Annotated in this window: 19 protein-coding genes and 4 tRNA genes; 7 read left to right on the top strand and 16 right to left on the bottom strand. The window is 66.9% G+C overall.

Annotated elements, in window-relative coordinates; genetic code table 11:
• The first annotated feature begins 126 nt into the window (after positions 1-126).
• On the top strand, positions 127-2,292 hold the full coding sequence (locus B841_RS01350; RefSeq protein WP_020933683.1) for a catalase: 2,166 nt from the start codon (positions 127-129) through the stop codon (positions 2,290-2,292).
• A 113-nt stretch (positions 2,293-2,405) separates the two neighbouring features.
• A complete protein-coding gene (locus B841_RS01345; RefSeq protein WP_020933682.1) occupies positions 2,406-2,915 on the top strand; it encodes a DUF3253 domain-containing protein in 510 nt (169 codons plus the stop codon).
• Here the strand turns inward: B841_RS01345 and B841_RS01340 are convergent.
• The 3 genes from B841_RS01340 to tgt form a co-directional block, all read right to left on the bottom strand.
• Positions 2,912-3,472: a DUF421 domain-containing protein gene (locus tag B841_RS01340; protein WP_020933681.1), complete on the bottom strand. Its 561-nt coding sequence runs from the start codon at positions 3,470-3,472 to the stop codon at positions 2,912-2,914. The two genes, B841_RS01345 and B841_RS01340, sit on opposite strands and share 4 nt — an antisense overlap.
• A gap of 73 nt (positions 3,473-3,545) precedes the next feature.
• A complete protein-coding gene (gene gluQRS / locus B841_RS01335) occupies positions 3,546-4,454 on the bottom strand; it encodes a tRNA glutamyl-Q(34) synthetase GluQRS (protein ID WP_020933680.1) in 909 nt (302 codons plus the stop codon).
• Positions 4,454-5,737, bottom strand: a complete 1,284-nt coding sequence (tgt, locus tag B841_RS01330) for a tRNA guanosine(34) transglycosylase Tgt (RefSeq protein ID WP_020933679.1) — start codon at positions 5,735-5,737, stop codon at positions 4,454-4,456. The genes gluQRS and tgt overlap by 1 nt, the downstream gene beginning before the upstream one ends.
• Before the next feature lie 469 nt (positions 5,738-6,206).
• Here tgt and B841_RS01325 point away from each other — a divergent pair, with 469 nt between their 5' ends.
• Positions 6,207-6,686, top strand: a complete 480-nt coding sequence (locus B841_RS01325; protein WP_020933678.1) for a pyridoxamine 5'-phosphate oxidase family protein — start codon at positions 6,207-6,209, stop codon at positions 6,684-6,686.
• Positions 6,687-6,711: 25 nt separating this feature from the next.
• Here B841_RS01325 and B841_RS01320 read toward each other — a convergent pair whose 3' ends face one another.
• The 6 genes from B841_RS01320 to B841_RS01295 all read right to left on the bottom strand — a co-directional run bounded on the left by B841_RS01320 (position 6,712) and on the right by B841_RS01295 (position 11,217).
• Positions 6,712-9,348: an MMPL family transporter gene (locus B841_RS01320; protein WP_020933677.1), complete on the bottom strand. Its 2,637-nt coding sequence runs from the start codon at positions 9,346-9,348 to the stop codon at positions 6,712-6,714.
• Between the two features lie 136 nt (positions 9,349-9,484).
• Positions 9,485-9,572, bottom strand: a tRNA-Ser gene (locus B841_RS01315).
• Positions 9,573-9,618: 46 nt separating this feature from the next.
• Positions 9,619-9,834, bottom strand: coding sequence for a CsbD family protein (locus B841_RS01310; RefSeq protein WP_020933676.1), 216 nt, complete (start codon positions 9,832-9,834; stop codon positions 9,619-9,621).
• A 95-nt stretch (positions 9,835-9,929) separates the two neighbouring features.
• Positions 9,930-10,187: a hypothetical protein gene (locus B841_RS01305; protein ID WP_020933675.1), complete on the bottom strand. Its 258-nt coding sequence runs from the start codon at positions 10,185-10,187 to the stop codon at positions 9,930-9,932.
• A gap of 53 nt (positions 10,188-10,240) precedes the next feature.
• Positions 10,241-10,678, bottom strand: a complete 438-nt coding sequence (locus B841_RS01300; protein WP_084482059.1) for a nucleoside deaminase — start codon at positions 10,676-10,678, stop codon at positions 10,241-10,243.
• A gap of 41 nt (positions 10,679-10,719) precedes the next feature.
• Positions 10,720-11,217 carry a tRNA adenosine deaminase-associated protein gene (locus tag B841_RS01295; RefSeq protein WP_020933673.1) on the bottom strand — a complete coding sequence of 166 codons (498 nt, stop codon included), beginning with the start codon at positions 11,215-11,217 and terminating at the stop codon, positions 10,720-10,722.
• Between the two features lie 38 nt (positions 11,218-11,255).
• On the opposite strand from B841_RS01295, the gene B841_RS01290 reads away from it, so the two are divergent.
• Positions 11,256-12,284: a prephenate dehydrogenase gene (locus tag B841_RS01290; protein ID WP_020933672.1), complete on the top strand. Its 1,029-nt coding sequence runs from the start codon at positions 11,256-11,258 to the stop codon at positions 12,282-12,284.
• Positions 12,285-12,351: 67 nt separating this feature from the next.
• Here the strand turns inward: B841_RS01290 and B841_RS01285 are convergent.
• The 6 genes from B841_RS01285 to B841_RS01260 all read right to left on the bottom strand — a co-directional run bounded on the left by B841_RS01285 (position 12,352) and on the right by B841_RS01260 (position 17,041).
• A tRNA-Arg gene (locus tag B841_RS01285) sits at positions 12,352-12,427 on the bottom strand.
• A gap of 99 nt (positions 12,428-12,526) precedes the next feature.
• Entirely contained in the window at positions 12,527-13,909 is a 1,383-nt protein-coding gene (gene mgtE / locus B841_RS01280; protein WP_020933671.1) for a magnesium transporter, read from the bottom strand.
• A 79-nt stretch (positions 13,910-13,988) separates the two neighbouring features.
• On the bottom strand, positions 13,989-15,599 hold the full coding sequence (locus B841_RS01275) for an SLC13 family permease (protein WP_020933670.1): 1,611 nt from the start codon (positions 15,597-15,599) through the stop codon (positions 13,989-13,991).
• 329 nt (positions 15,600-15,928) lie between these two features.
• Positions 15,929-16,708, bottom strand: coding sequence for a VOC family protein (locus B841_RS01270; protein ID WP_020933669.1), 780 nt, complete (start codon positions 16,706-16,708; stop codon positions 15,929-15,931).
• Between the two features lie 55 nt (positions 16,709-16,763).
• Positions 16,764-16,839, bottom strand: a tRNA-Arg gene (locus B841_RS01265).
• Between the two features lie 115 nt (positions 16,840-16,954).
• Positions 16,955-17,041: transfer RNA gene (locus B841_RS01260), tRNA-Ser, on the bottom strand.
• 109 nt (positions 17,042-17,150) lie between these two features.
• On the opposite strand from B841_RS01260, the gene hisC reads away from it, so the two are divergent.
• A complete protein-coding gene (gene hisC, locus B841_RS01255) occupies positions 17,151-18,173 on the top strand; it encodes a histidinol-phosphate transaminase (RefSeq protein ID WP_020933668.1) in 1,023 nt (340 codons plus the stop codon).
• Positions 18,174-18,182: 9 nt separating this feature from the next.
• Entirely contained in the window at positions 18,183-18,599 is a 417-nt protein-coding gene (locus B841_RS01250) for a phage holin family protein (RefSeq protein ID WP_020933667.1), read from the top strand.
• Between the two features lie 29 nt (positions 18,600-18,628).
• Here B841_RS01250 and B841_RS01245 read toward each other — a convergent pair whose 3' ends face one another.
• Positions 18,629-18,886, bottom strand: a complete 258-nt coding sequence (locus B841_RS01245; RefSeq protein WP_020933666.1) for a MoaD/ThiS family protein — start codon at positions 18,884-18,886, stop codon at positions 18,629-18,631.
• A gap of 134 nt (positions 18,887-19,020) precedes the next feature.
• On the opposite strand from B841_RS01245, the gene B841_RS01240 reads away from it, so the two are divergent.
• On the top strand, positions 19,021-20,199 hold the full coding sequence (locus B841_RS01240) for a molybdopterin molybdotransferase MoeA (protein ID WP_020933665.1): 1,179 nt from the start codon (positions 19,021-19,023) through the stop codon (positions 20,197-20,199).
• Positions 20,200-20,207 lie beyond the last annotated feature (8 nt).

Below are 20,207 nucleotides of genomic sequence, written 5' to 3'. Positions count from 1 at the left end.
ATAGTCACATCTGCACTCTCCCACCCATAACGGAGTTTTTACCTATGCTCGACAACAGTGACGCCAAAAGTAACGGGCGTCACGTATGAGGTTCACTCAACGCAGCATCCTTGGAAGGAGTCAGCCATGACCGCATCCGACGACAAGAAGCAGCAGGACGACGCCCACGTGGTTCCGGGCGCCCCGAATTCGATCACCCCGCAGGTCGAGGAGCCGACCACCCCGACCGAGCCGGCGCCGCCGAAGCCGGACCAGAAGGGCCCGACCCCACACACGCCCGCAGGTAAGAAATTGCCCGTCGAATCAGAGGACCTCGCCCAGCAGGGCGAGTACCTGACCACCGCGCAGGGCGCCCGGTTGTCCAACACCGACCACTCGTTGCGTGCCGGCGAGCGTGGCCCGGTGCTGCTGCAGGATCACCACCTGCGCGAAAAGATCATGCACTTCGACCACGAGCGCATCCCGGAGCGCGTCGTGCACGCCCGCGGCGCCGCCGCCCACGGCGTGTTCGTGGCCAACGGCGCCGCCGAGAGCGTGTCCAAGGCCGGGGTGTTTAAAAAGGGCAAGGAAACCGAGGTCTTCACCCGGTTCTCCACTGTGCTGGGCAACCGCGGCTCCATGGACACCGCGCGCGACACCCGTGGTTTCGCCACCAAGTTCTACACCGACGAGGGCGTCTGGGACCTGGTGGGCAACAACATCCCCGTGTTCTTCATTCAGGACGCCATTAAGTTCCCGGACGTCATCCACGCCGCCAAGCCGCACCCGGACCGGGAGATCCCGCAGGCGCAGAGCGCGCACGACACTTTCTGGGATTTCATTTCCCTGCACACCGAGGCCGTCCACCACATGCTGTGGAACATGTCCGACCGCGGCATTCCCCGCTCCTACCGCATGATGGAGGGATTCGGCGTCAACACCTTCCGCATGATCAACGACGCCGGCGAGACCAGCCTGGTGAAGTTCCACTGGAAGCCCAAGCTCGGCGTGCACTCCCAGGTGTGGGAGGAAGCGCAGATCACCGGCGGCGCCGACCCGGATTTCCACCGCCGCGACCTGGCCGACGCCATCGAGTCCGGCGCGTACCCCGAGTGGGACCTGGGCCTGCAGGTCTTCCCTGACAGCGAGGACGCGATGTTCGACGGCATCGACCTGCTGGACGACACGAAGATCATCCCGGAGGAGATCGCCCCGGTGCAGATCGTGGGCACGATGACGCTGAACCGCAACCCCTCGAACTACTTCGCGGAAACCGAGCAGGTGGCCTTCCACCCGGGCCACCTGGTGCCGGGCATCGACGTCTCCGAGGACCCGATGCTGCAGGGCCGCCTGTTTTCCTACCTGGACACCCAGCTGACACGCTTGGGCGGGCCGAACTTCAGCCAGATCCCCATCAACCGCCCGCATACGGACGTCAATGACATGTTCCGCGACGGCTTCCACCAGACCGCGGTGCACAAGGGCGTGGCCCCGTATCAGCCGAACTCGCTGGACGGCGGGTGCCCGTTTATGGCCGGCAACGAAGACGCCGCCCTGATCGACATCCCCGCGGAGATCAAGGAAGGCCAGATCACGCGCAAGAAGCCGGAGTCTTTCGACGACCACTTCTCCCAGCCGCGCATGTTCTACCTGAGCCTGTCGGACGTGGAGAAGCGCCACCTCAAGGACGCGATCAGCTTCGAGCTGGGCAAGTGCTACGAGCAGGCCGTCAAGGAGCGCATGGTCGACGTCCTGACGAATGTCGACCAGGGATTGGCCGAGGGCGTCGCCGCGGATCTGGGCCTGCCGGCCCCGGCCCCGGTGGAGGTCGCCGACGTGACCACCAGTCCGGCGCTGTCACAGCTGGGCAAGACCTGGCCCATCGACGGCCGCCAGATTGGCATCCTCACCACCGAGGACTCGCCGGTCGACGAGGTCGAGAAGCTGGTGTCCACGATCTTCGATGAGGGCATGATCCCGCTGGTGATTGCCCCGACCGGTGGCAAGCTCGCCGGTTCCGACGTGGACGTCTCGCGCACGTACCTGACGGCGCGTTCCGTCGAGTTCGACGCGCTGATCGTCGCCGACGCCCCGGCAGTCCCGGCCGCCCGCGTGCTGCTGGACGAGGCCTTCCGTCACAACAAGGCCATCGCTCTGCGTAAGGACGCCCGTGCGGACGTGGAGGCCGCCGGCGTCGACCTCACGGCCGACGGCGTGGTCACCGGCAAGAAGCTGCCGGACCTGCTGGGAGATGTCAAGGAACTGTTGGCGGCCCACCGCGTGTGGACCCGCCCGGTTCCGGCGCAGCAGTAACGTCGTTTCGCCCCTCCCCCGGCCCCGGGTCGCTTCCTTTTCATGGGAGGCGGCCCGGGGTTTCACGTGAAACTGTCCCGACGGTCATCCGCGCACGCCGGTAGAATCGGCTCATGGCTGAACGCACCGTGGAGACCACCGACGACGGCCGCTACATCGTGGTCAACGGCAGAAAATGGCGGGCCACGGACCCCGCCATCCCGGAGCCGCTGCGTAAGCAGTTGGTCTCCGCGCTGATGACCGGGCGTCGCCTAGTCAAGACCAAGGGCGACGCTGCGCGCGTGATGGTCCACGACGCCAAAGTCGCCCTCGGCGAGCGCGGCGACCCGTGGTGGGAGCCCACCGACGACGGCCGCCGAGAACGCCTCGCCGCCACGATGCGTACCCTGCTGCGCGAGCGCGGGGAGAAAACCATCTGCCCCAGCGACGCCGCCCGTGTCGTCGGCGCCGATGACTGGCGTGACCTGATGCCCCTGACCCGAGAGATCGCCGTGGAACTACGCGACGCCGGCGTCTTAGCCATCACGCAGAAAGGCGAGGAAGTCACCGGCACGGACTTCCATGGCCCGCTCCGGCTCGCCGCCCGTGATGGCCTGGAGTTCCAACCCCACCGGGAAAGCTAACCTTCAGGATCGTCCATCACGTCCCTCGACGGGTGGTTCCTGCCGTGCCTCTGCGCGGACTCTTCCGCGCTGTCGTCGTCGTCCTCGGTGATGATGCTGATCCCGCCGTTGCCCTCCAAATAGACGCGACGCACCTGGTCGAGGTCCTCGATGCCGTTCATGCGCAGCTGGGACAGGACCTCGCCCTCGGTCATGAATTCCCGCCGCATCGTTTTGCGCACCAATTCACCGTCTTCAATCAGCGAGCGTGGCCCCGCCTTGGCGAACTTCCGGAACCACGGGAACCAGTAGCTCAACGCGTCCACGGCCAGGCTCCAGAACAAGATCACCACCACCAGGAGGAACCCGTCCGCCAGGGTCTCGCTGTCTCCGACCATGCCGGTGCTGGCGGCATCGGCGATGAGCACGATGACCAGCACATCCGTCATGCCCACACTCGCCGACTCGCGTCGGCCCACGAGACGCAACAACGCGTAGAGCAACAAAAAGGTGACGGTTCCCCGGGCGATGATTTCCAGCACCGGCATGGTCGGGGTGATCACGGAAAGCCAGTCCATGGCAGCCGTCCTTCTAGGCCGCAGCACACGGCCGTTCAATCATCAAAGGGAAGTTATATCTTTGCCCTTTAATTTAGCGCCACACGTACGGCTCGCGCGGCAACGCCCGCGGGTCGAAACGCTCCACTATCTCCGGCAGCGCAGACGCCCCCGGCACCCCCACCGACCCGGCGATCGCGGTGACCACATTGGCCACGGTGCGGGTCTCCAGCATCTCGCGCAACGTCACCGCCCCGTCCCGTTTAGCCAGCCGCTGACCATCCGCGTTGAGCACCAACGGCACATGCACGAACTCCGGCGGCTTAAATCCCAACAGATCCGCCAGGTACGCCTGCCGCGGGGCGGAGGACAACAGATCATCGCCCCGGACGACCTGATCCACGCCGTAATCGGCATCGTCCACCACCACGGCCAGGTTGTAGGCGTAGTCCTGCCCCTGGTTCGCGTTGCCGCCGCGGCGCAGAATGAAGTCGTCGACGTCGCCGGTGTACTCGCCGACGTAATAGTCCGTGACCGGCCACGACGTCACCGAGGCGCGCAATCGCAGCGCCGGCACTCGGCCCTGTTCTTGTAATTCAGCCCGCCGGGCTTCGCGTTGCGTTTGCGTCAGGTCGCGGCACGTGCCCGGGTAGCTGCCCGGCGCGGCGTGCGGGGCCGACGACGCCCGCTGGATGTCCTTTCGTGAGCAATAGCATTCGTAGACCAGCCCCCGTGCGGCCAAGGCGGCGATGGCTTCGTCGTAGCGGTCGAAGCGCTGCGACTGGTAGACCGTCTCGCCGTCCCAGTCGAGGCCCAAGGCTGCGAGGTCCTCGAGCTGGCGCCGTGCGGAGTCCATCGAGGAGCGCTGGGTGTCGACGTCCTCGACGCGCATGAGGAATGCCCGCCCGGTGCTGCGGGCGAAGAGCCAGGCCAGCACGGCGGTGCGCAGGTTGCCGAAGTGCAGGTCCCCGCTGGGTGATGGGGCGTAGCGGCCGGCGCCCATTATTTCTGCCCGTGGTAGTAACGGCCCAGGAATTCGTCGCGGTAGGCCTCGAAGTCGCCAGCCTCGATGGCGGCGCGCATGTTGTCGACCAGCCGGATCATGAATTCGACGTTGTGCATGGTGCACAGGGTGCCGGCGAGGAATTCATTCGCCTTGAGCAGATGGCGGATGTAGGCGCGGGAGTAGTTTTCGGAGACGTAGCCGCCGAATTCTTCGTCGACGCCGCGGAAGTCGCGCTTGAAGCGGGCAGCCGTCAGGTTCATGCGTCCGTCGAGGGTGTACACCCCGCCGCGGCGCCCCAGGCGGGTGGGCGCGACGCAGTCGAAGGTGTCGGCGCCGGCCTCCACGGCGGTGAACAGGTCGTCCGGCTCGGAGATGCCCAGCAGGTGACGCGGCTTGTCGACGGGCAACTCGTCGCAGACCCAGCCGACGATGGTGCCCAGGTTTTCCTTCTCCAGGGCGCCGCCGATGCCGAAGCCGCCGAATCCGCGGCGGCCGTCGGCTTCGGCGGCGTCGGAAAGTTCGATGAGCCCACGGGTGGCCTGGCGGCGCAGGTCTTCGTACTGCGCGCCCTGCACCACGCCCCACAGCGACTGTTTCGGCCGGTGGCTGCGCTCGGTGGTCAACCGGTCATGCTCACGCAGACAGCGTTCGGCCCAACGGTGGGTGCGCTCCACGGAACCCTCCTGGTATTTACGCGTGTCCACCAGCGTGGTCAGCTCATCGAAGGCGAACATGATGTCCGCGCCCAGGCCGTGCTGGATCTGCATGCTGAACTCGGGCGTGAAGCGGTGGGAGGAGCCGTCGATGAAGCTCTTGAAGTCCACGCCGTCCTCGTCGACCTTGGCCAGACGCTCCTTGTCGCGAGCCTTGATATCGGCTTCGCTGAGTCCCTCCGTGCCCATGGCCAAGACCTTCTTGAAGCCGGAGCCCAGGCTCATGACCTGGAAGCCGCCGGAGTCGGTGTAGGTGGGACCGCGCCAATTAGTGAACGCCGACAACCCGCCGGCCTCGTCGACGATGTCGTGGCCGGGCTGCAGGTACAGGTGATAGGCGTTCGACAGGATGGCCTGCGCACCGGTGTTGCGGATCTGCTCCGGGGTCAAGGTCTTTACGGTGGCTTTGGTGCCTACGGGGATGAACGCCGGGGTCTGGATGTCGCCGTGCGGGGTATGGATCACACCGGTGCGGCCGTGCCGACCGGGAGCTTTCTCGAGCTCGGTGCCCAGGGTGAAGGTGGTGTCCGTCGATCCATTTACGGCGGGGCGGGGTGTGTCAGTCATGCCCGCCAGTTTAGGGCCGGGCGGGGCATCGGCCGGAATCGCCGGAAGCAGCAGAAGTGTAACTCTGGCATCAGTGATGCCTAAATGGTTAATTTATGAGACATGCTGGAAGTCTAGTGGCCATCAGTAATCAACGAGTACAGAATCAGGTAGCCGGCGGCGTGGTTATATCCCCGCTGGCGCGGGGAACACGCAGGACTGCCCCCGTCGAAGACCTGGCCTCACGGCTCATTCCCGCTGGCGCGGGGAACACTCTTGATGGCCAGCACTAATGTGGACCCAACCCTCACTCTACACAGATTTGCCCTGCCACCACGCCATCTCAAGCTACCGCTTTCTCCGGCGGCGCCGCCCCTTACGCACTTCGCTCCATCCAGGCACCCCGTGGCAGCCCTTCCCGCCCGTATGTACCCTGGGTCACAGAAAGCGAGTCTTCTATGATTCGCCCCGACAGAAGTAAGGAGCACTAATGACTGACCAGCAACTGTCCAAGGAAACCGTCGTCAAGCAGCTGCGCAACGCGGATTGGGTCATGCTGACCTCCACGGGCGCGGACGGCAAGCTCGTATCTCACCCGATGACGCCGCAGGAGGTCACCGACGACGCCGATGTGTTGTTCCTCTTCTCCACCGCGGTCAGCCAGGCGGAGGCGCTGAAGAAGAGCAACCACGTCAACATCGCGGTCTCGGAGACCGGTTCTTGGCTGTCCGTAGCGGCGACCGTGGAATTCGTCGACGACCAGGCGAAGATCGACGAGCTGTGGAACGAGGACATGGAGGCCTACTTCGACGGTCGCCACGACCCGAACCTGGGCCTGCTCCGCGCCAACGCCGAATCCGCACAGTCCTGGGGACTCTCGGGCGGAAAGATCGAGAACCTCTTCGAAATGGCCAAGTCGCGCGTGACCGGCGATAAGCCGGACGGCGGTACCGGCACCGCGGAGCTCTAAGCCAGGGCTCTACGCCCCGGCAGAGTCACTTCACCGTCGGCATCTCGTCGGTCGACGGCCCGCCGTCATCGTCGTCTTCACGACGGACGGGGCCGTGGCTCTCCTCACGGGTCCCGCCACCACGGGACCCGTAGCGCGCGTCGGAGGTGGCGGCCTCAAAGCCGGAAGATTCTGTGGCCAGCGCAGACGCCGCCGTCGAACCGGCCGCAACTTTTTCCCGCGCCTCAGCATTCTCGCCGGGGCGCTGCTGCGCTTTTTGCCTCTCTTCGAACTCGCGCTCCAAGGCGGTGCCCTCGATGTCGATGTTCGGCAGGATGCGGTCCAGCCACTTCGGCATCCACCAGGTGGCCCGGCCCATGAGGAACATGGTGGCCGGCACCAGGCCCATGCGGATGAAGAAGGCGTCGAAGAACACGCCCACGCCCAGGGCGAAGCCGAAGATCTGGATGAAGGGCAGCGGCTGGTCGATGAAGGCCACGAACACGGCGATCATGATGATCGCGGCGGCGGTGACCACGCGCGCGCCCTGGGAGAAGCCGACGATGACGGATTCTTCCACCGCGTTGTACTTCGAGCCCGGGGTGGATCTGCCGCCGCTCTTGGCGTAGTGCTCGCGCATACGGGTGACCAGGAAGACCTGGTAGTCCATGGCCAGGCCGAAGGTCACGCCGATGAGGAAGATCGGCATGAAGGAAATCAGCGGCGCTGGGGTATTGACCAGTCCCCACAGCCCCTCCTGCCAGACCAGGACGGTCAGGCCGAAGGCCGCGCCCACCGACAGCAGGAAGCCCAGGCCCGCGACCACCGGCACCATGATGGAGCGGAACACCAACAGCAGCAGGACGATCGCCAGGCCCACCACGATGGACAGGTACAGCGGCATCGCCCCGCCGAGGCGCTCGGTGATGTCCATCTGCACCGCCGTCAGCCCGGTCAGGCCGATGGTCGCGCCGGTGGCGTCGGTGACTTCCTCGCCTTGGGCGCGCAGGGCGTGGGCGACCTCGACGGTGACTTGCTCGTCCGGTCCGGTGAACGGGGTGACCAGGATCTGGGCGGCGGTGCCGTCCTCGCTGGCGGCGATCAGCTGGGCGTGCTTGACGCCGCCCACGGACTGCATCTTGTTCACGGTGTACAAAAATGACGAGGTCGCGGCGATCTCCTGCTCCGTCGGCGCGTCCGGGGCCTCGCCCGCCATGGACGACTGCGCCTGCATCAGCGGGGTCAGCGCCGGTGCTTCCGGGTTCGCGTCCTCGGCGTCGACGATGACCAGGAAGGGCGAGTTCACGCCTTCGCCGAAGCCTTCGGCCATGAGGTCGGCGGACTTGCGTTGGGTGGTGTCCTTGTTCGACGTCGAGTCCGACGGCAGGGACATCTCCAGGTTCATGGTGGGAATCGACATTGCGCCGAGGCCTAAGACGACGACGGCGACGACCAGGGCCGGGAAGCGGTGGACGAATTTCACCCACTTGGTGCCCACGGCCTCTCCCTGCATGCGGGGCTTGCCGCCCTTGCGCCAGGGGTTGCCGGCCATGCCGGGCGCCTTGAGTGCGAAAGCCTTGTTGCCGAAAATCCCGAGCAGGGCCGGGGTCAGGGTCAGGGCGACCAGCACGGCGATGGCCACGGTCACGGCCGCCGACAGGCCCATCCAGGTGAGGAACTCGATGTTGACGATGGCCAGGGCCGCCAGCGCCACGAACACGGTGGCGCCCGCGAACACCACTGAGGAGCCCGCGGTGCCGGCCGCCATGCCGGCGGCCTCCTCGGGCGGCATGCGTTTTCTTTCGTCCCGGTAGCGCGACAGGATGAACAGCGAGTAGTCGATGCCCACGGCCAGGCCGATCATCACGGCCAGCACCGGGGTGATGTTGTTGAGTTCGATCCACTGGGTGGAGGTGACGATCAGCAGCACGCCGATGCCCACGCCGATCACGGCGGTGATCACCGGCATCACCGCCGCGGCCACGGAGCCGAAGGTGATGATCAGGACGATGAAGGCGAAGATCAGGCCGATGATTTCGCTGGTGGTCTTGATGACGATCGGATCGCCGAAGCCCGGTCCGCCGGCCTCGACCTGCATGCCCTGCTCGCGACCCAGATCCATGGCCTCGTTGATCACCTGGCGGTGTTCGTCGGTGACGGCCTGGGCGCTTTCCACGTCGATGGTGAAGGTGGTGTAAGCGATCGTCTCGTCGTCGGAGACCATGGCGACGTTCTCGGCGTCGATCCGCGCGGTCTCCTCCGGCAGACCCATCTCCGTTTCGGTTTCGATGACCGTCTGTTGCAGCTCCGGCGAGACGGTGGTGGGGTTGCCGAAGCGTTCGGTGCCGGTCAGTTCGTCGCCGAGGCCGTCCTCGATGTAGTTGACCACGTCATCGATCGTGTCCGTGTGTTCGGGGTCTGCGACGGACTCGCCGTCGGGGACGTGGAAGACGATGTTGACGCTGGCGGCGTTGATGGAGTCGCCGGCGCCGGGGAATTTCTCGTCGAGGGTGGAGATCGCGTCGATCGCCGGCGTGCCGGAGATGGCAAACTCGGTGGTGAAGGGGCGGGACAGCGACAGCGCCGCGGCGAGCACGCCGGCGAGGATCAGCAGCCACGAGGTCAGGACCGTCCATTTGCGACGGAAGGACCACCGGCCGAGTCGGAAAAGGATTTGTGCCACTGTGTTCGCTTACTCCCTGCGATTGTGATGCCCGACGGCCCGGGCTGGGCGATACCCTTCGCAGTTTAGTGATAGTGCGCGCCCACGTGTAAATGCCGGATCCCCGGGCCCATTGTCTGAGCCCGGGGATCCGGTGTGGCGGTGGCGGAGGGATTTGAACCCTCGGTGGTTTTACCCACACTCGATTTCGAGTCGAGAACCTTCGGCCGCTCGGACACGCCACCGTGAAGAAACTTTAGTGGAGTGCCGCTTGGGCAACCAAATCGCCTGCTACTTGTTGTCCTTGGCGTCCTGGACGGAGCCCAAGACTTCGTCCTTCTTCTCCTTGAGCTTGTCGCCGGCCTCTTCCATCTTCTGCTTGGCCTGGGACTCGGTCTGGTCGGCCTTGCCCTCGTTCTTGGTCTTCTCGTTGTCGGTGGCGGCGCCGAAGGCTTCCTTGGCGCGACCGCCCATTTCCTTGGCCTTGTTCTGGAAATCGTTGGACATGTCTTTCCCCTTCTTTCTCAGTTGTGGCTTACTCTTTCAACATTAACGACGCGTGACGGCCCGTGCCGTCAGCGAGACAAATCGTGACCCGAGCGTTATCCGCTGTCCGGGTCGTCGGCGCGGTCGTCCTTGGGGTTGTCCGCCCCGCCGACCCCGCCGTCGCGCTGGGGATCCTGCGGGTCACGGTCCCGGGCGTCTGCGGCCCCGGTGTGACCCAGCTTTTCCTGCACGCCGTCGATCTTCTCGTTGATCTGTTCGTTGCCGATCTTGTCCTGCACCTTGTCGACGGTCTCGTGGAGCTTGTCCTTGTCAAGGTTGCGCGCCGCGTTCTTGGCTTTATCCAGGAAGCTCATGGCGGATCCTTTCGTGTCGCGTATCACACTGGCACCCACCATCGTAGCGGCGTTTAACCGCGCAGCCCACCAAAAAAGTCTGTGAGAAAGCTGGCGGCGTCCGTAGCGAGCACTCCCCCGCGCACCTGCGGCACGAATAATGCGCCGGGCGCGCGAGGCACCTCGACCAACGATCCGCACGCCCCGGTGTTGGGTTCGGCGGCGCCGTAGACGATCGACCCGATGCGCGCGCCCACCAGCGCCCCGGCGCACATGGCGCACGGCTCCAGGGTGACCACGATTTCACAGTCCGTCAGCCGCCAGCCGTCCCCGTACTCGGCGACGGCCCGCCGGATCGCGACGACCTCGGCGTGGGCGGTGGGGTCGGAATCCGCTTCGCGACGGTTGGTCCCCCACCCCAGCTCCCGGCCGTCGGGGCCGTAGATGACAGCGCCGACCGGGATGTCGCCCGCCGGGGTGTGCGTGCGCGCGACCTCCAGCGCACGGCGCATGCGCGTCTCGGCGCGCAGCAGTCCGGCCGGTCGCGGCAGCGTCACCGCTCCAGGCCGGTGGCCTCGGCCAGCTCCTCGCCGAAGCCGAGCTCCTCGGCGATGCGCATGAGCTGCTCGGACGGCCAGGCCTCCTGGTCGTCGGCGAGCACCCCCAGCACCTCTTCGCTCAGCCCCAGGTCCTCGAGCACGTCGAAGTCGCCGTCGGGCCACCCGTCGATGTCGTCGAGCTCCTCCGGGTCGAGGTCCGGGACGTCCGCCTCGAGCTCGTCGAGGATGTCGGCCGCGAAATCGTCGTCGACCGCCATCGTCGCGTCCGAGAGCAGAAACATGTCCCGGGCGGGGTGCGGGCGCACGATGACGAAATAGTCGTCGTCCACGCACAGCAGGGCGAACGCGGCGCCCTCGCTGCGCAGGTTGCGGACGGCGTCCACCGCCACCTGCGGGTCCGTGAAATCGTCCCGGAACGAGCGCACCTGCCACGCGTTTTCCCCGTAGGCGACCGTGACGGCGAAGCTTACGCCGGTTCCTTCATCTTCCATGTGGGTAACCCTAGTCGGAATGGGGCATACTTGACACTGTGACTTCCAGAGACGTAACCCGCCCCATCTGTATTATCGGCCTCGGCCTGATCGGCGGATCGCTGTTGCGCGATCTCGTCGCGGCCGGACATCCGGCCTACGGTTACACCCAGTCGACCTCGGGCATGCGCGCCGCCGTCAAAGAAGGCTTCGAGGCGACCGATGACCTGGACAAGGCCCTGTCGCGTGCCGAGGAGGACGCCGCGCTGATCGTCGTCGCCGTGCCCATGGGCGCCGTGGACGCCACCCTCGACGCCATCGCCGCCCAGGCCCCGTCGTGCGGCATCACCGACGTCGTCAGCGTCAAGACCCCGGTGTACGAGGCCATCAAGGCCCGCGGCCTGCAGTCCCGCTACGTCGGCGGCCACCCCATGGCCGGCACGGAGTTCTCCGGCTGGAAGGCCTCCCACGCAGGCCTGTTCCACCGCGCCGCGTGGGTGGTCACCTACGATTACGCCGCCGAGCTCGAGGAAGCCGGCCAGCGTGTCCCGCAGCGCTGGACCGACCTCTTCTCGGATGTGGTGCGCATGATCATCAACGCCAAGGCCGAGGCCATCCCGACGCGGGTGGCCAACCACGACGCCGCCGTCGCACGCGTCTCGCACCTGCCCCACGTGCTGGCGAACACCCTGTCCGTGGTCGGCGACAACGGCGGTACCTTGGCGCAGTCCCTGGCCGCCGGCTCCTTCAAGGACGCCACCCGGGTCGCGGGCACCGAGCCTGACCTGCAGCGCGCCATGTGCGAGTCCAACTCCGAGGCGCTCATCGGCGCACTCGACGAGACCATCGAGCTGCTGCGCGAGGCCCGCGCGTCACTGTCCCAGGAGACGCCGGACCTGACCGAGCTGGTCGAGAGCGGCCACCGGGCACGCACTCGTCTCGAAGCCCGTTCCGGGGCGCGCAAGGAGTCCGTCTCCCCCATCAAGATCTCGTCGCGCCCGGTGCTGCGTCTGCACCCGGGCGGCCCCGGGTGGGTGCGCCAGCTCGCGCAGACCGAGGATCTGGGCGGGCGCATCGAGATCTACTGACGCATCGGACCAGGACAAAGCAAAAATCTCGCGGCCCGGAGAACCGGTGCCGCGAGATTTTTTCAAGTGGTGCGCCCGGAGGGATTCGAACCCCCAACCTTCTGATCCGTAGTCAGATGCTCTATCCGTTGAGCTACGGGCGCTAACCTGCCGCACACTGTGCGTGTGCAACGAGATATAACTTTACACCGTGGCGGGATTTTCCCCAAAAGCCGTGGCAGGGGCCCCTTTCCAGGAAGCAATCACACCCCGAGGACTGCCTTGGCGATGAGGAAGTAGATGATCAGCCCGGCCGCGTCCACGAAGGTGGTGATGAACGGGTTGGAGAACACCGCCGGGTCCGCGCCCACGGCCTTGGCCACCAGCGGCATGATGCCGCCGACCGTGGCGGCCAGGGTGCACACCGCAAACAGCGTCACTCCCAGCACCACCCCGATGGAGGCGCCGTAGAAGACGCCGAGCAGGACGCCGAAGAACACGCCCAGCATCGCCCCGAGCAGGAGTCCCACCCGCGTTTCTCGCCACATCACGGGGAGCACGTCTCGTTTGCGTACGTCGCCGAGCGCCAGGGAGCGGGTGACGGTGGTGGCGGCCTGGTTGCCGGTGTTGCCGCCCGTGCCGGTGATCAGGGGGATGAACAGGCTGAGCACGACGGCCGCGGCGAGGGCGTCTTCGAAGGCGTCGAGGACGCTGACCGTCAGCAGGGCGGAGACCGCCAGCACGCCCAGCCAGACGATGCGGGAGCGCACGAGCCGCCACACCGGGGTGGTCAGGTAGGGCTGTTGCAGCGGCTCGGAGCCGCCGGAGCGGGCGGTGTCCTCGTGGTCGGCGTCTTCGATGATGTCGACGGCGTCGTCGATGGACAACAGGCCGACCAGCCGGGTGGAGTCGTCGACCACGGGCAGGGCGAGCAGGTCCAAGGCCAGGAACCAGCGGGCGGTTTCTTCGTCCTCGTCGCTGGTGTGGGCGTAGATGGGCCGGTCCATCAGGCTGGCCACGGGCTCTTCCGGCGCCGCCATGAGCAGCTGGCGCAGGCTGGTGACGCCGACGAGCTTGCGGTCGTCGGTGACCACGGGGACGGTGTAGATCGTTTCCACCCGGTCGTTTTGCTCCCGCAGCGCCGTCAGGGCGTCCCCGGCGGTGGCGGTGACGCGCACCATGGGCACCGCGGGAGACATGTGCCGCCCCATGGAGCCTTTGGGGTAGCCGAGGATGACGTTGGTGAGCCCGTGGTCGGATTCGTCGAGGCTGCGCATGAGCAGCTCAGCGATCTCGGCGGGCAACTCGTCGAGCAGGGAGACCCGATCGTCGGGTTCGAGCACCTCGAAGAAGGCGGCCAGGGAGTCGGTGCCCAGGGCGTCGACGAGGTCGGCCTGGTGCCCGGCGTTGAGGGCGTCGAAGACGGCGATCGATTGCCGTCTGGGCAACAGCCGCAGGATCAGGGCCGCGCGCACCGGCGTCAGGCGTTCGATCAGGTTGACGACGTCTTTGAGCGGGATGGCTTCCAGCAGCGTGGACATTTCCCGGGCGCGCTGGGGCGCGACGTCGTCGCCTTCCCGCACGATCTGTTCGAGCCGCGTGATGGCCTCATCCGCGCGGTCCGTGCGCTGCGCATGCTCCGACATGGCCACTCCTTTCCTGCGGGCCCACCGGCGTGTGTGGCCCGCAGGTCATCTTAACCGCGCGGGGCGGAGTGGCCCGCGCTTAGACGGTCAGCCCGAAGACGGGGATGGCGATGAAGTAGGTCGCCAGGGTGATCAGGATGACGGCGATGAGGTTCAGCCACACGCCGCCCTTGATCATCTCGCCGATCTTGACGTAGCCGGAGCCGTAGGCGATGGCGTTCGGCGGGGTGGCGACCGGCATCATGAAGGCACAGGTGGCGGACAGCGCGACCGGGATGGTCAGCAGCATGACGTTCATCTCGTTGCCGTCGGTGGTCAGGCCGATGCCGACGGCGACGCCGCCCATGATCGGCAGGAAGGTCGCGGCGGTGGCGGTGTTGGAGGTGAACTCGGTGAGCACCAGGACCAGCAGGGCCACGGCGGCGATGAGCAGGAAGATCGGCAGGTTGCCCAGGCCCTTGGCCACTTCACCGATCCACAGGGACAGGCCGGTGGCGGTGAACATGCCGGACAGCGACAGCCCGCCACCGAACAGCAGGAGCACGTCCCAGGGCAGTTCGTTGGCGGTCTTCCAGTCGAGCAGGCGGACGCCGGTTGTGCCGTTGGCCGGGATGGTGAACATCAGCAGGCCGGCGATGATGCCGACGACGGCGTCGTCGTAGGCGAAGTCCCAGCCGAACCAGTCGCTGGCCAGGGGCAGGAACACCCAGGTCACGGCGGCGGCCACGAAGATGATGGTGACCATGATCTCCGGGTAGGTCCACTTGCCCATCTTGGCCAGCTCGTTTTTGATCAGCTCGCGCCCGCCCGGGATCTCCTTCATCTCCGGCTTGAACACGGTGATCAGGACCAGCCAGGCGATGACCGTGAAGATCAGCGCGATCGGGACGCCGACCATCATCCACTGGCCGAAGCCGATGGTGATGTCGTGGGCGGTCTCCATGTAGCCGGCCAGCAGGGCGTTGGGCGGGGTGCCGATCAGGGTGCCCAGGGAGCCGATCGACGCGGAGTAGGCGATCGCCAGCATCAGGGCGGTGGCGAAATTCTTCTGGTTGCGGTGTCCGCCGATGGTTTCCGCGGTCAGGTGCAGCACGGAGATGCCGATGGGCAGCATGATCACGGCGGTGGCGGTGTTGGACACCCACATCGACATGAAGCCGGTGGCGATCATGAAGCCGAGGATCAGGCGCTTCGGGCTGGTGCCCACGAGCAGGACGATGCCCAGGGCGATGCGGCGGTGCACGTTCCAGCGCTGCAGCCCCAGGGCCAGCAGGAAGCCGCCGAGGAAGAGGAAGATCGTCGCGGAGGCGTACGGGCTACCGACCTCGCTGAAGGTGGCGATCTGCAGGATCGGGAACACAGCGATCGGGATCAGGGCGGTGGCAGCCAGCGGGATGGCCTCGGTCATCCACCAGGTGGCCATCAGGACGGTGGTGGCCGCCACCACGCGCATAGCGTGGTGGCTGTACTCGGCGTCCGGATCGGCGCCGACCGACTGCATGACCGTCTCCACCGCGTCCTGCGGGAAGATCATGTAGACCAGCGCGGCCAGGGCCAGGCCGAGGATGATGCCGGTGAGGCTGCGGTGCCAGTCGCGGCGGTCGGGCGCCTTGGTCTGTTCACCGCCGGAGGCCCGGCGCTCTAGCTCTTCGACGGAGGTCGATCCGCCGGTGGACTCAGGGTTGCTCATGTTTTACGTGCCTTCAGCGTCAAAAGTCTCAGATACGGGAATGTTGAGAATCACCGGAACTCCGCGCCCTCCTTTCGGAGGAGGCGGAGTCCCTTGCCGTGACGCCCGGAAAGCTTCCGGTTCAACTAGCCAAACCCTAACGACCAGACCCCGGTTCAGTGAACTGGGTCACCGGCGACGGGCATTTAGGGACATACTCCCAATCGTCCTGCCACCAGAAACCCGGCTTTTAATAACACGGGAATCCCCATTAATTAGCCCCTTTCAGGGGTGGAGCCACTGTCCGCAATCGCATCTCCAGCAAAAGTTCGACCCCGCGACGCCCGCCTTTAAGCGCCCGGCGAGCGCAGGACACGAAATTCCGCGCCGTGCGGGTCCCGGATCTCAGCCATCCGGCCAAAGGGCATGGTGCGCGGCCCCTCGACCACCTCGCCGCCGGCGGCCGCCACCGCCGCGCACACCCCGTCGACGTCGCCGACCGCCAGGTACATCAACCACCGGCTCCCTTCGTCGGCGCCGCCGACCTCCCAGGCGTCGAGGATGCCTGCGGTCGCCTCACCCTGGCCGCCGTTAACGGCGTGGCGGTAGCCGCCCTGCAGAGGTTCGGAGGTGTCCAGGGTGCCGTCGGCAAGCGTGTAGTGATAGCGCCAGCCGCCCACGGCGGCATAAAACGAGCGCGCCTCGTCGAATCCGGTGCTGAGCACGTCGAACCAGCACGGGCGGCCGTGGCCGGAGCCGAGCGCCCAATCCTCCCGACCCGCCTCCCACAGAGCCACCTCGGCGCCGGCGGGGTCCTCGACCACCGCCTGCCATCCCAGTCCCCCGTAGCGCATCGGCGGGGACACGACGTTGCCGTGCGCACCGACCGCCGCCGAGGTCGCCTGCGCGACGTCGTCGACCTTGAGCCACACCGTCCACTGCGCCGGGGCCCCTTCCAGGGCGGGGCGGACCCGGGCCACCGGCTGCCCGTCGATGCTCGCCGTCACCCCGCCGGACGCCGTGTCGCGCTCCCAACGCCAGCCGAACACCTCGCCGTAGAAGGCGGCCGCCTCCTTAAGGTCGTGGGTGGCCAGTTCCAGCCAGGCAGGGTCACCGTGATTGATGCGCATGCCTTTGAGAGTACGGAAAAGCCGCCGCCTTAAAGATAAGGCGGCGGCTTTCCTGTGGTGCGCCCGGAGGGATTCGAACCCCCAACCTTCTGATCCGTAGTCAGATGCTCTATCCGTTGAGCTACGGGCGCGTATCAGCTAGATAGACACACTACTCCGGGGCCAGCGAAAACAACAAATCCCGCCCCAGGAAACACACAGCGGCTCCCCGACCGTCCATCTCTTCGGTCAGGGAGCCGCACGTTGCGGAGACGAGAGGATTCGAACCTCCGGACCCCGTGAAGGGTCAACTCCTTAGCAGGGAGCCCCAATCGGCCACTCTGGCACGCCTCCTGGTTACCGGAACAATACTACACCCGGATACCGACCGACATCGTAACGCGGTGCCGCCACGCCCACCAAACCGGGGCCCCGCACCCGGCCCTGCCATAGACTCGGGGACATGATTCGCGCTGATCTCGACTCCATTCCCGCTTATGTCCCCGGCGCCCGCAACGACGCGGCGCTGAAGGTCTCCTCCAACGAAACCGCGGTGGCGCCGCTGCCGTCCGCGGCGCGCGCCATGGCCGAGGCCGCGGCCGGGGCGAACCGCTACCCGGACATGGGCGCGGTGGAGCTGAAAGCGGCGCTGGCGGAGCACCTCGGTCTGACGCCGGAGCAGGTGGCGGTGGGCAACGGCTCCTCGGCGCTGTGCCAGCAGCTGGCCCAGATCACGTGTACCCCGGGCGACGAGATCATCTTCCCGTGGCGCAGCTTCGAGGCCTACCCCATCTTCGCGCGCATCGTCGGCGCGACGCCGGTGGCCGTGGACCTGCTTGCCGACGGCCGCCACGACCTCGACGCCATGGCCGACGCCATCACCGAACGCACCCGGCTGATTTTCCTGTGCAACCCGAACAACCCCTCGGGCCAGACCCTCACCCAGGGCGAGTTCGACGAGTTCATGGCGAAGGTCTCGGCGGACGTGGTCGTGGGCCTGGACGAGGCCTACTTCGAGTACAACCGCGCGGAAGACACCCCGGTGGCCACCGAAGCGATCGCCGAGCACCCGAACGTGGTGGGGCTGCGAACGTTTTCCAAGGCCTACGGCCTGGCCGGGGTGCGCGCGGGCTACGCCTTCGGTTCCCCGGAGTTGATGCAGGCTCTGGACAAGGTCGCGATCCCGTTCGCCGTCAGCTCCGTCGCCCAGGCCGGCGCGATCGCCTCGCTGGCCGCCGCGGACGAACTCATGGAACGCACGGAGGAGACCGTCGCGGTGCGCGATACGGTCGCCGACGAGCTGGGCGCGCTGCGCAGCGAGGCCAACTTCGTGTGGCTGCCGGGCGTCGACGCGCAACAGGTCGCCGCGGCCATGGCGGAGCAGAACGTGCTGGTGCGCGCCTTCCCGGAGGGCGTGCGCGTCACCGTGACCACCGAAGACGAAGCCCAACGAGTGATCGCGGCGTGGCGCGCCGCGGGATTGTAGGAGACGCCGATGGGAAAGATCATCAACTGGCTGCTGGACATCGTCGTCACGGCCATCGCCTTATGGCTGGTGACCGTGGTGGTGCCGGGCGTGCAGGTCCTGCCGCCGAACCAGACGCTCTACGCCGACGGGCAATACGACCACGCCCTGGTGTTCGTGGGGGTGGCGGTGGTGTTTCTCATCGTCAACGCGGTGGTCACCCCGGTGCTGCGCACCGTCGGGTTGCCGCTGACGTGCCTGACGCTGGGGCTGTTTGCGCTGGTGATCAACGCCGCGGTCTTCCTGCTGGCGGGCTGGATCTCCCAGCAAATCGGGCTGGGGCTGGTCATCGAGGACTTCTGGCAGGCGCTGATCGGTGCGGCGGTGCTCGCGATCGTGCGGGTGGTGCTCGGCTTCTTCACCGGCCCGCTGCGCACCCGGGCCTGACCCGGACCGGCCGGGACGCCCCTCCCCGCCTATCCCCCGGCGAAGGGCGGGAGGACGTCCACGCGGCGGGCGCCGCTAAGGACGGTGTCGCGCGGGCTGTTGCGGCCGTCGACGAGGAAGGTGCAGCGGTCGAAGACCTCACCCAACGTCATGCCGGCTTCCGTGGCGCCGGGGTTGGTGCCGGCGAGCTCGCCCAGCAGCTCATCCAGGGTGCCGCTGCGGGGGTCGACGACCTGCCGGTCGGTGCCGGCGGCGGCACGCGCGGCCGCGAAGTAGTGAATCTCCATATCGAACCTCCTCAAGGTGTTATCTCGTATTACTATGCCTTTTTCTGGACTTAAAATCCACCCCTCGCCAGGCCGCCTAGGTATGCTCGAATAACATTCGAGCCATCCATCTCATCGACTTCACAGGGGGACGCATGCGGTCGCCGGAGTACCACCTCAAGCAGATCCGGGCGATGTTCCCGGAACCGGACGTCATCACCGTGCCGCTGGCCGAGGCCGCCGGGCTGATCGCCGCCGAAGGCATCGTCGCCGCCCACGACTCGCCGCGCTTCGACAACTCGCAGATGGACGGCTACGCCCTGTCCGTCAACCAGGTCGCGGCCACCCCGGGCACCTTCCGGGTCGGGCCGACGATCCCGGCGGGCACGGACCCGGACGAGGTGTATCCGCAGGGCGTCACCGACGCGATGGCGCCGGTGATGACGGGTGCGAAGCTTCCCCGCGGCACTGCCGGCGTCGTCGCCGTGGAGTCCTGCTCCCCCGGTGACTTCCCCCAGGAAGGCGACTTCATCGAAGTCCCGGACGTCGCTCCGGGGCAGTTCATGCGGGAGGCCGGCGCGGACCTGCGCTCCGGGGAGACGCTGTTGACGGCGGGCACGCGGTTGAATGCGGCGGCGATCGCCACGATCGCGGGCCAGTCCATCGCCGAGGTGAAGGTGTTTCGGCCGGCGTCGATCGTGGTGTGCACGGGCGGGGCGGAGATCGACGCGCCCGGCGCCGCGGCGATCCCCGACTCGAACACCCCGATGATGCGGGCACAAGCGGAGCAGTACGGCATCGAGGTGGCCGCGGTGGTGCGCACGGACGACGATCCGCAGGCCTTGGAGCGCGACCTGGCCCGGGCCGTCGAGGAGCACGCCCCGACGGCGATCGTGACCTCGGGCGGCATCAGCCACGGCAAGTTCGAGGTGGTGCGCCAGGTGCTGGAGCGCCACGGCTGGTTCGGGCACGTCACCCAGCAACCGGGTGGCCCGCAGGGGGTCTCACGCATCAAGAACACGCCGGTGATCTGCCTGCCGGGTAACCCGGTGTCCACACTGGTGTCTTTCCGCCTGTTCGTCGCCCCGGCGCTGGGGCACGCGCCGAAACCGGTCACGGCCCGGATCACGACCAACCGCATCGGGCTCGGCGGCCGCGATCAGTTTCTGCGCGGCCGGGTCGTAGTGGACACCGAAGGCGTGCAGTGGGCCGAGATCCTGGGCGGGGAGGGTTCCCACCTGATCGCCCAGTCCATCGCAGCCACCCACCTGATCCGCGTCCCTGCGGACGCCGTGCTCCGGCCCGGCGACGCAGTCACCGTGTACCCGTTGTAAAGTCCCAG

This window comes from Corynebacterium maris DSM 45190, from assembly GCF_000442645.1.
GTDB lineage: Bacteria > Actinomycetota > Actinomycetes > Mycobacteriales > Mycobacteriaceae > Corynebacterium > Corynebacterium maris.
This window is presented reverse-complemented; position numbering and strand designations above follow the sequence as displayed.

What these genes read in the sequence shown, in the direction of transcription:
- mgtE (WP_020933671.1), bottom strand. Translation starts at nt 13,909, where the DNA reads ATGTCGGAGCATGCGCAGCGCACGGACCGCGCGGATGAGGCCATCACG.
- B841_RS01325 (WP_020933678.1), top strand. Translation starts at nt 6,207, where the DNA reads ATGACTGACCAGCAACTGTCCAAGGAAACCGTCGTCAAGCAGCTGCGC.
- B841_RS01350 (WP_020933683.1), top strand. Translation starts at nt 127, where the DNA reads ATGACCGCATCCGACGACAAGAAGCAGCAGGACGACGCCCACGTGGTT.
- B841_RS01240 (WP_020933665.1), top strand. Translation starts at nt 19,021, where the DNA reads ATGCGGTCGCCGGAGTACCACCTCAAGCAGATCCGGGCGATGTTCCCG.
- B841_RS01340 (WP_020933681.1), bottom strand. Translation starts at nt 3,472, where the DNA reads ATGGACTGGCTTTCCGTGATCACCCCGACCATGCCGGTGCTGGAAATC.
- tgt (WP_020933679.1), bottom strand. Translation starts at nt 5,737, where the DNA reads ATGACTGACACACCCCGCCCCGCCGTAAATGGATCGACGGACACCACC.
- B841_RS01270 (WP_020933669.1), bottom strand. Translation starts at nt 16,708, where the DNA reads ATGCGCATCAATCACGGTGACCCTGCCTGGCTGGAACTGGCCACCCAC.
- gluQRS (WP_020933680.1), bottom strand. Translation starts at nt 4,454, where the DNA reads ATGGGCGCCGGCCGCTACGCCCCATCACCCAGCGGGGACCTGCACTTC.
- B841_RS01300 (WP_084482059.1), bottom strand. Translation starts at nt 10,678, where the DNA reads ATGCGCCGTGCGCTGGAGGTCGCGCGCACGCACACCCCGGCGGGCGAC.
- B841_RS01295 (WP_020933673.1), bottom strand. Translation starts at nt 11,217, where the DNA reads ATGGAAGATGAAGGAACCGGCGTAAGCTTCGCCGTCACGGTCGCCTAC.
- B841_RS01250 (WP_020933667.1), top strand. Translation starts at nt 18,183, where the DNA reads ATGGGAAAGATCATCAACTGGCTGCTGGACATCGTCGTCACGGCCATC.
- B841_RS01305 (WP_020933675.1), bottom strand. Translation starts at nt 10,187, where the DNA reads ATGAGCTTCCTGGATAAAGCCAAGAACGCGGCGCGCAACCTTGACAAG.
- B841_RS01275 (WP_020933670.1), bottom strand. Translation starts at nt 15,599, where the DNA reads ATGAGCAACCCTGAGTCCACCGGCGGATCGACCTCCGTCGAAGAGCTA.
- hisC (WP_020933668.1), top strand. Translation starts at nt 17,151, where the DNA reads ATGATTCGCGCTGATCTCGACTCCATTCCCGCTTATGTCCCCGGCGCC.
- B841_RS01310 (WP_020933676.1), bottom strand. Translation starts at nt 9,834, where the DNA reads ATGTCCAACGATTTCCAGAACAAGGCCAAGGAAATGGGCGGTCGCGCC.
- B841_RS01245 (WP_020933666.1), bottom strand. Translation starts at nt 18,886, where the DNA reads ATGGAGATTCACTACTTCGCGGCCGCGCGTGCCGCCGCCGGCACCGAC.
- B841_RS01345 (WP_020933682.1), top strand. Translation starts at nt 2,406, where the DNA reads ATGGCTGAACGCACCGTGGAGACCACCGACGACGGCCGCTACATCGTG.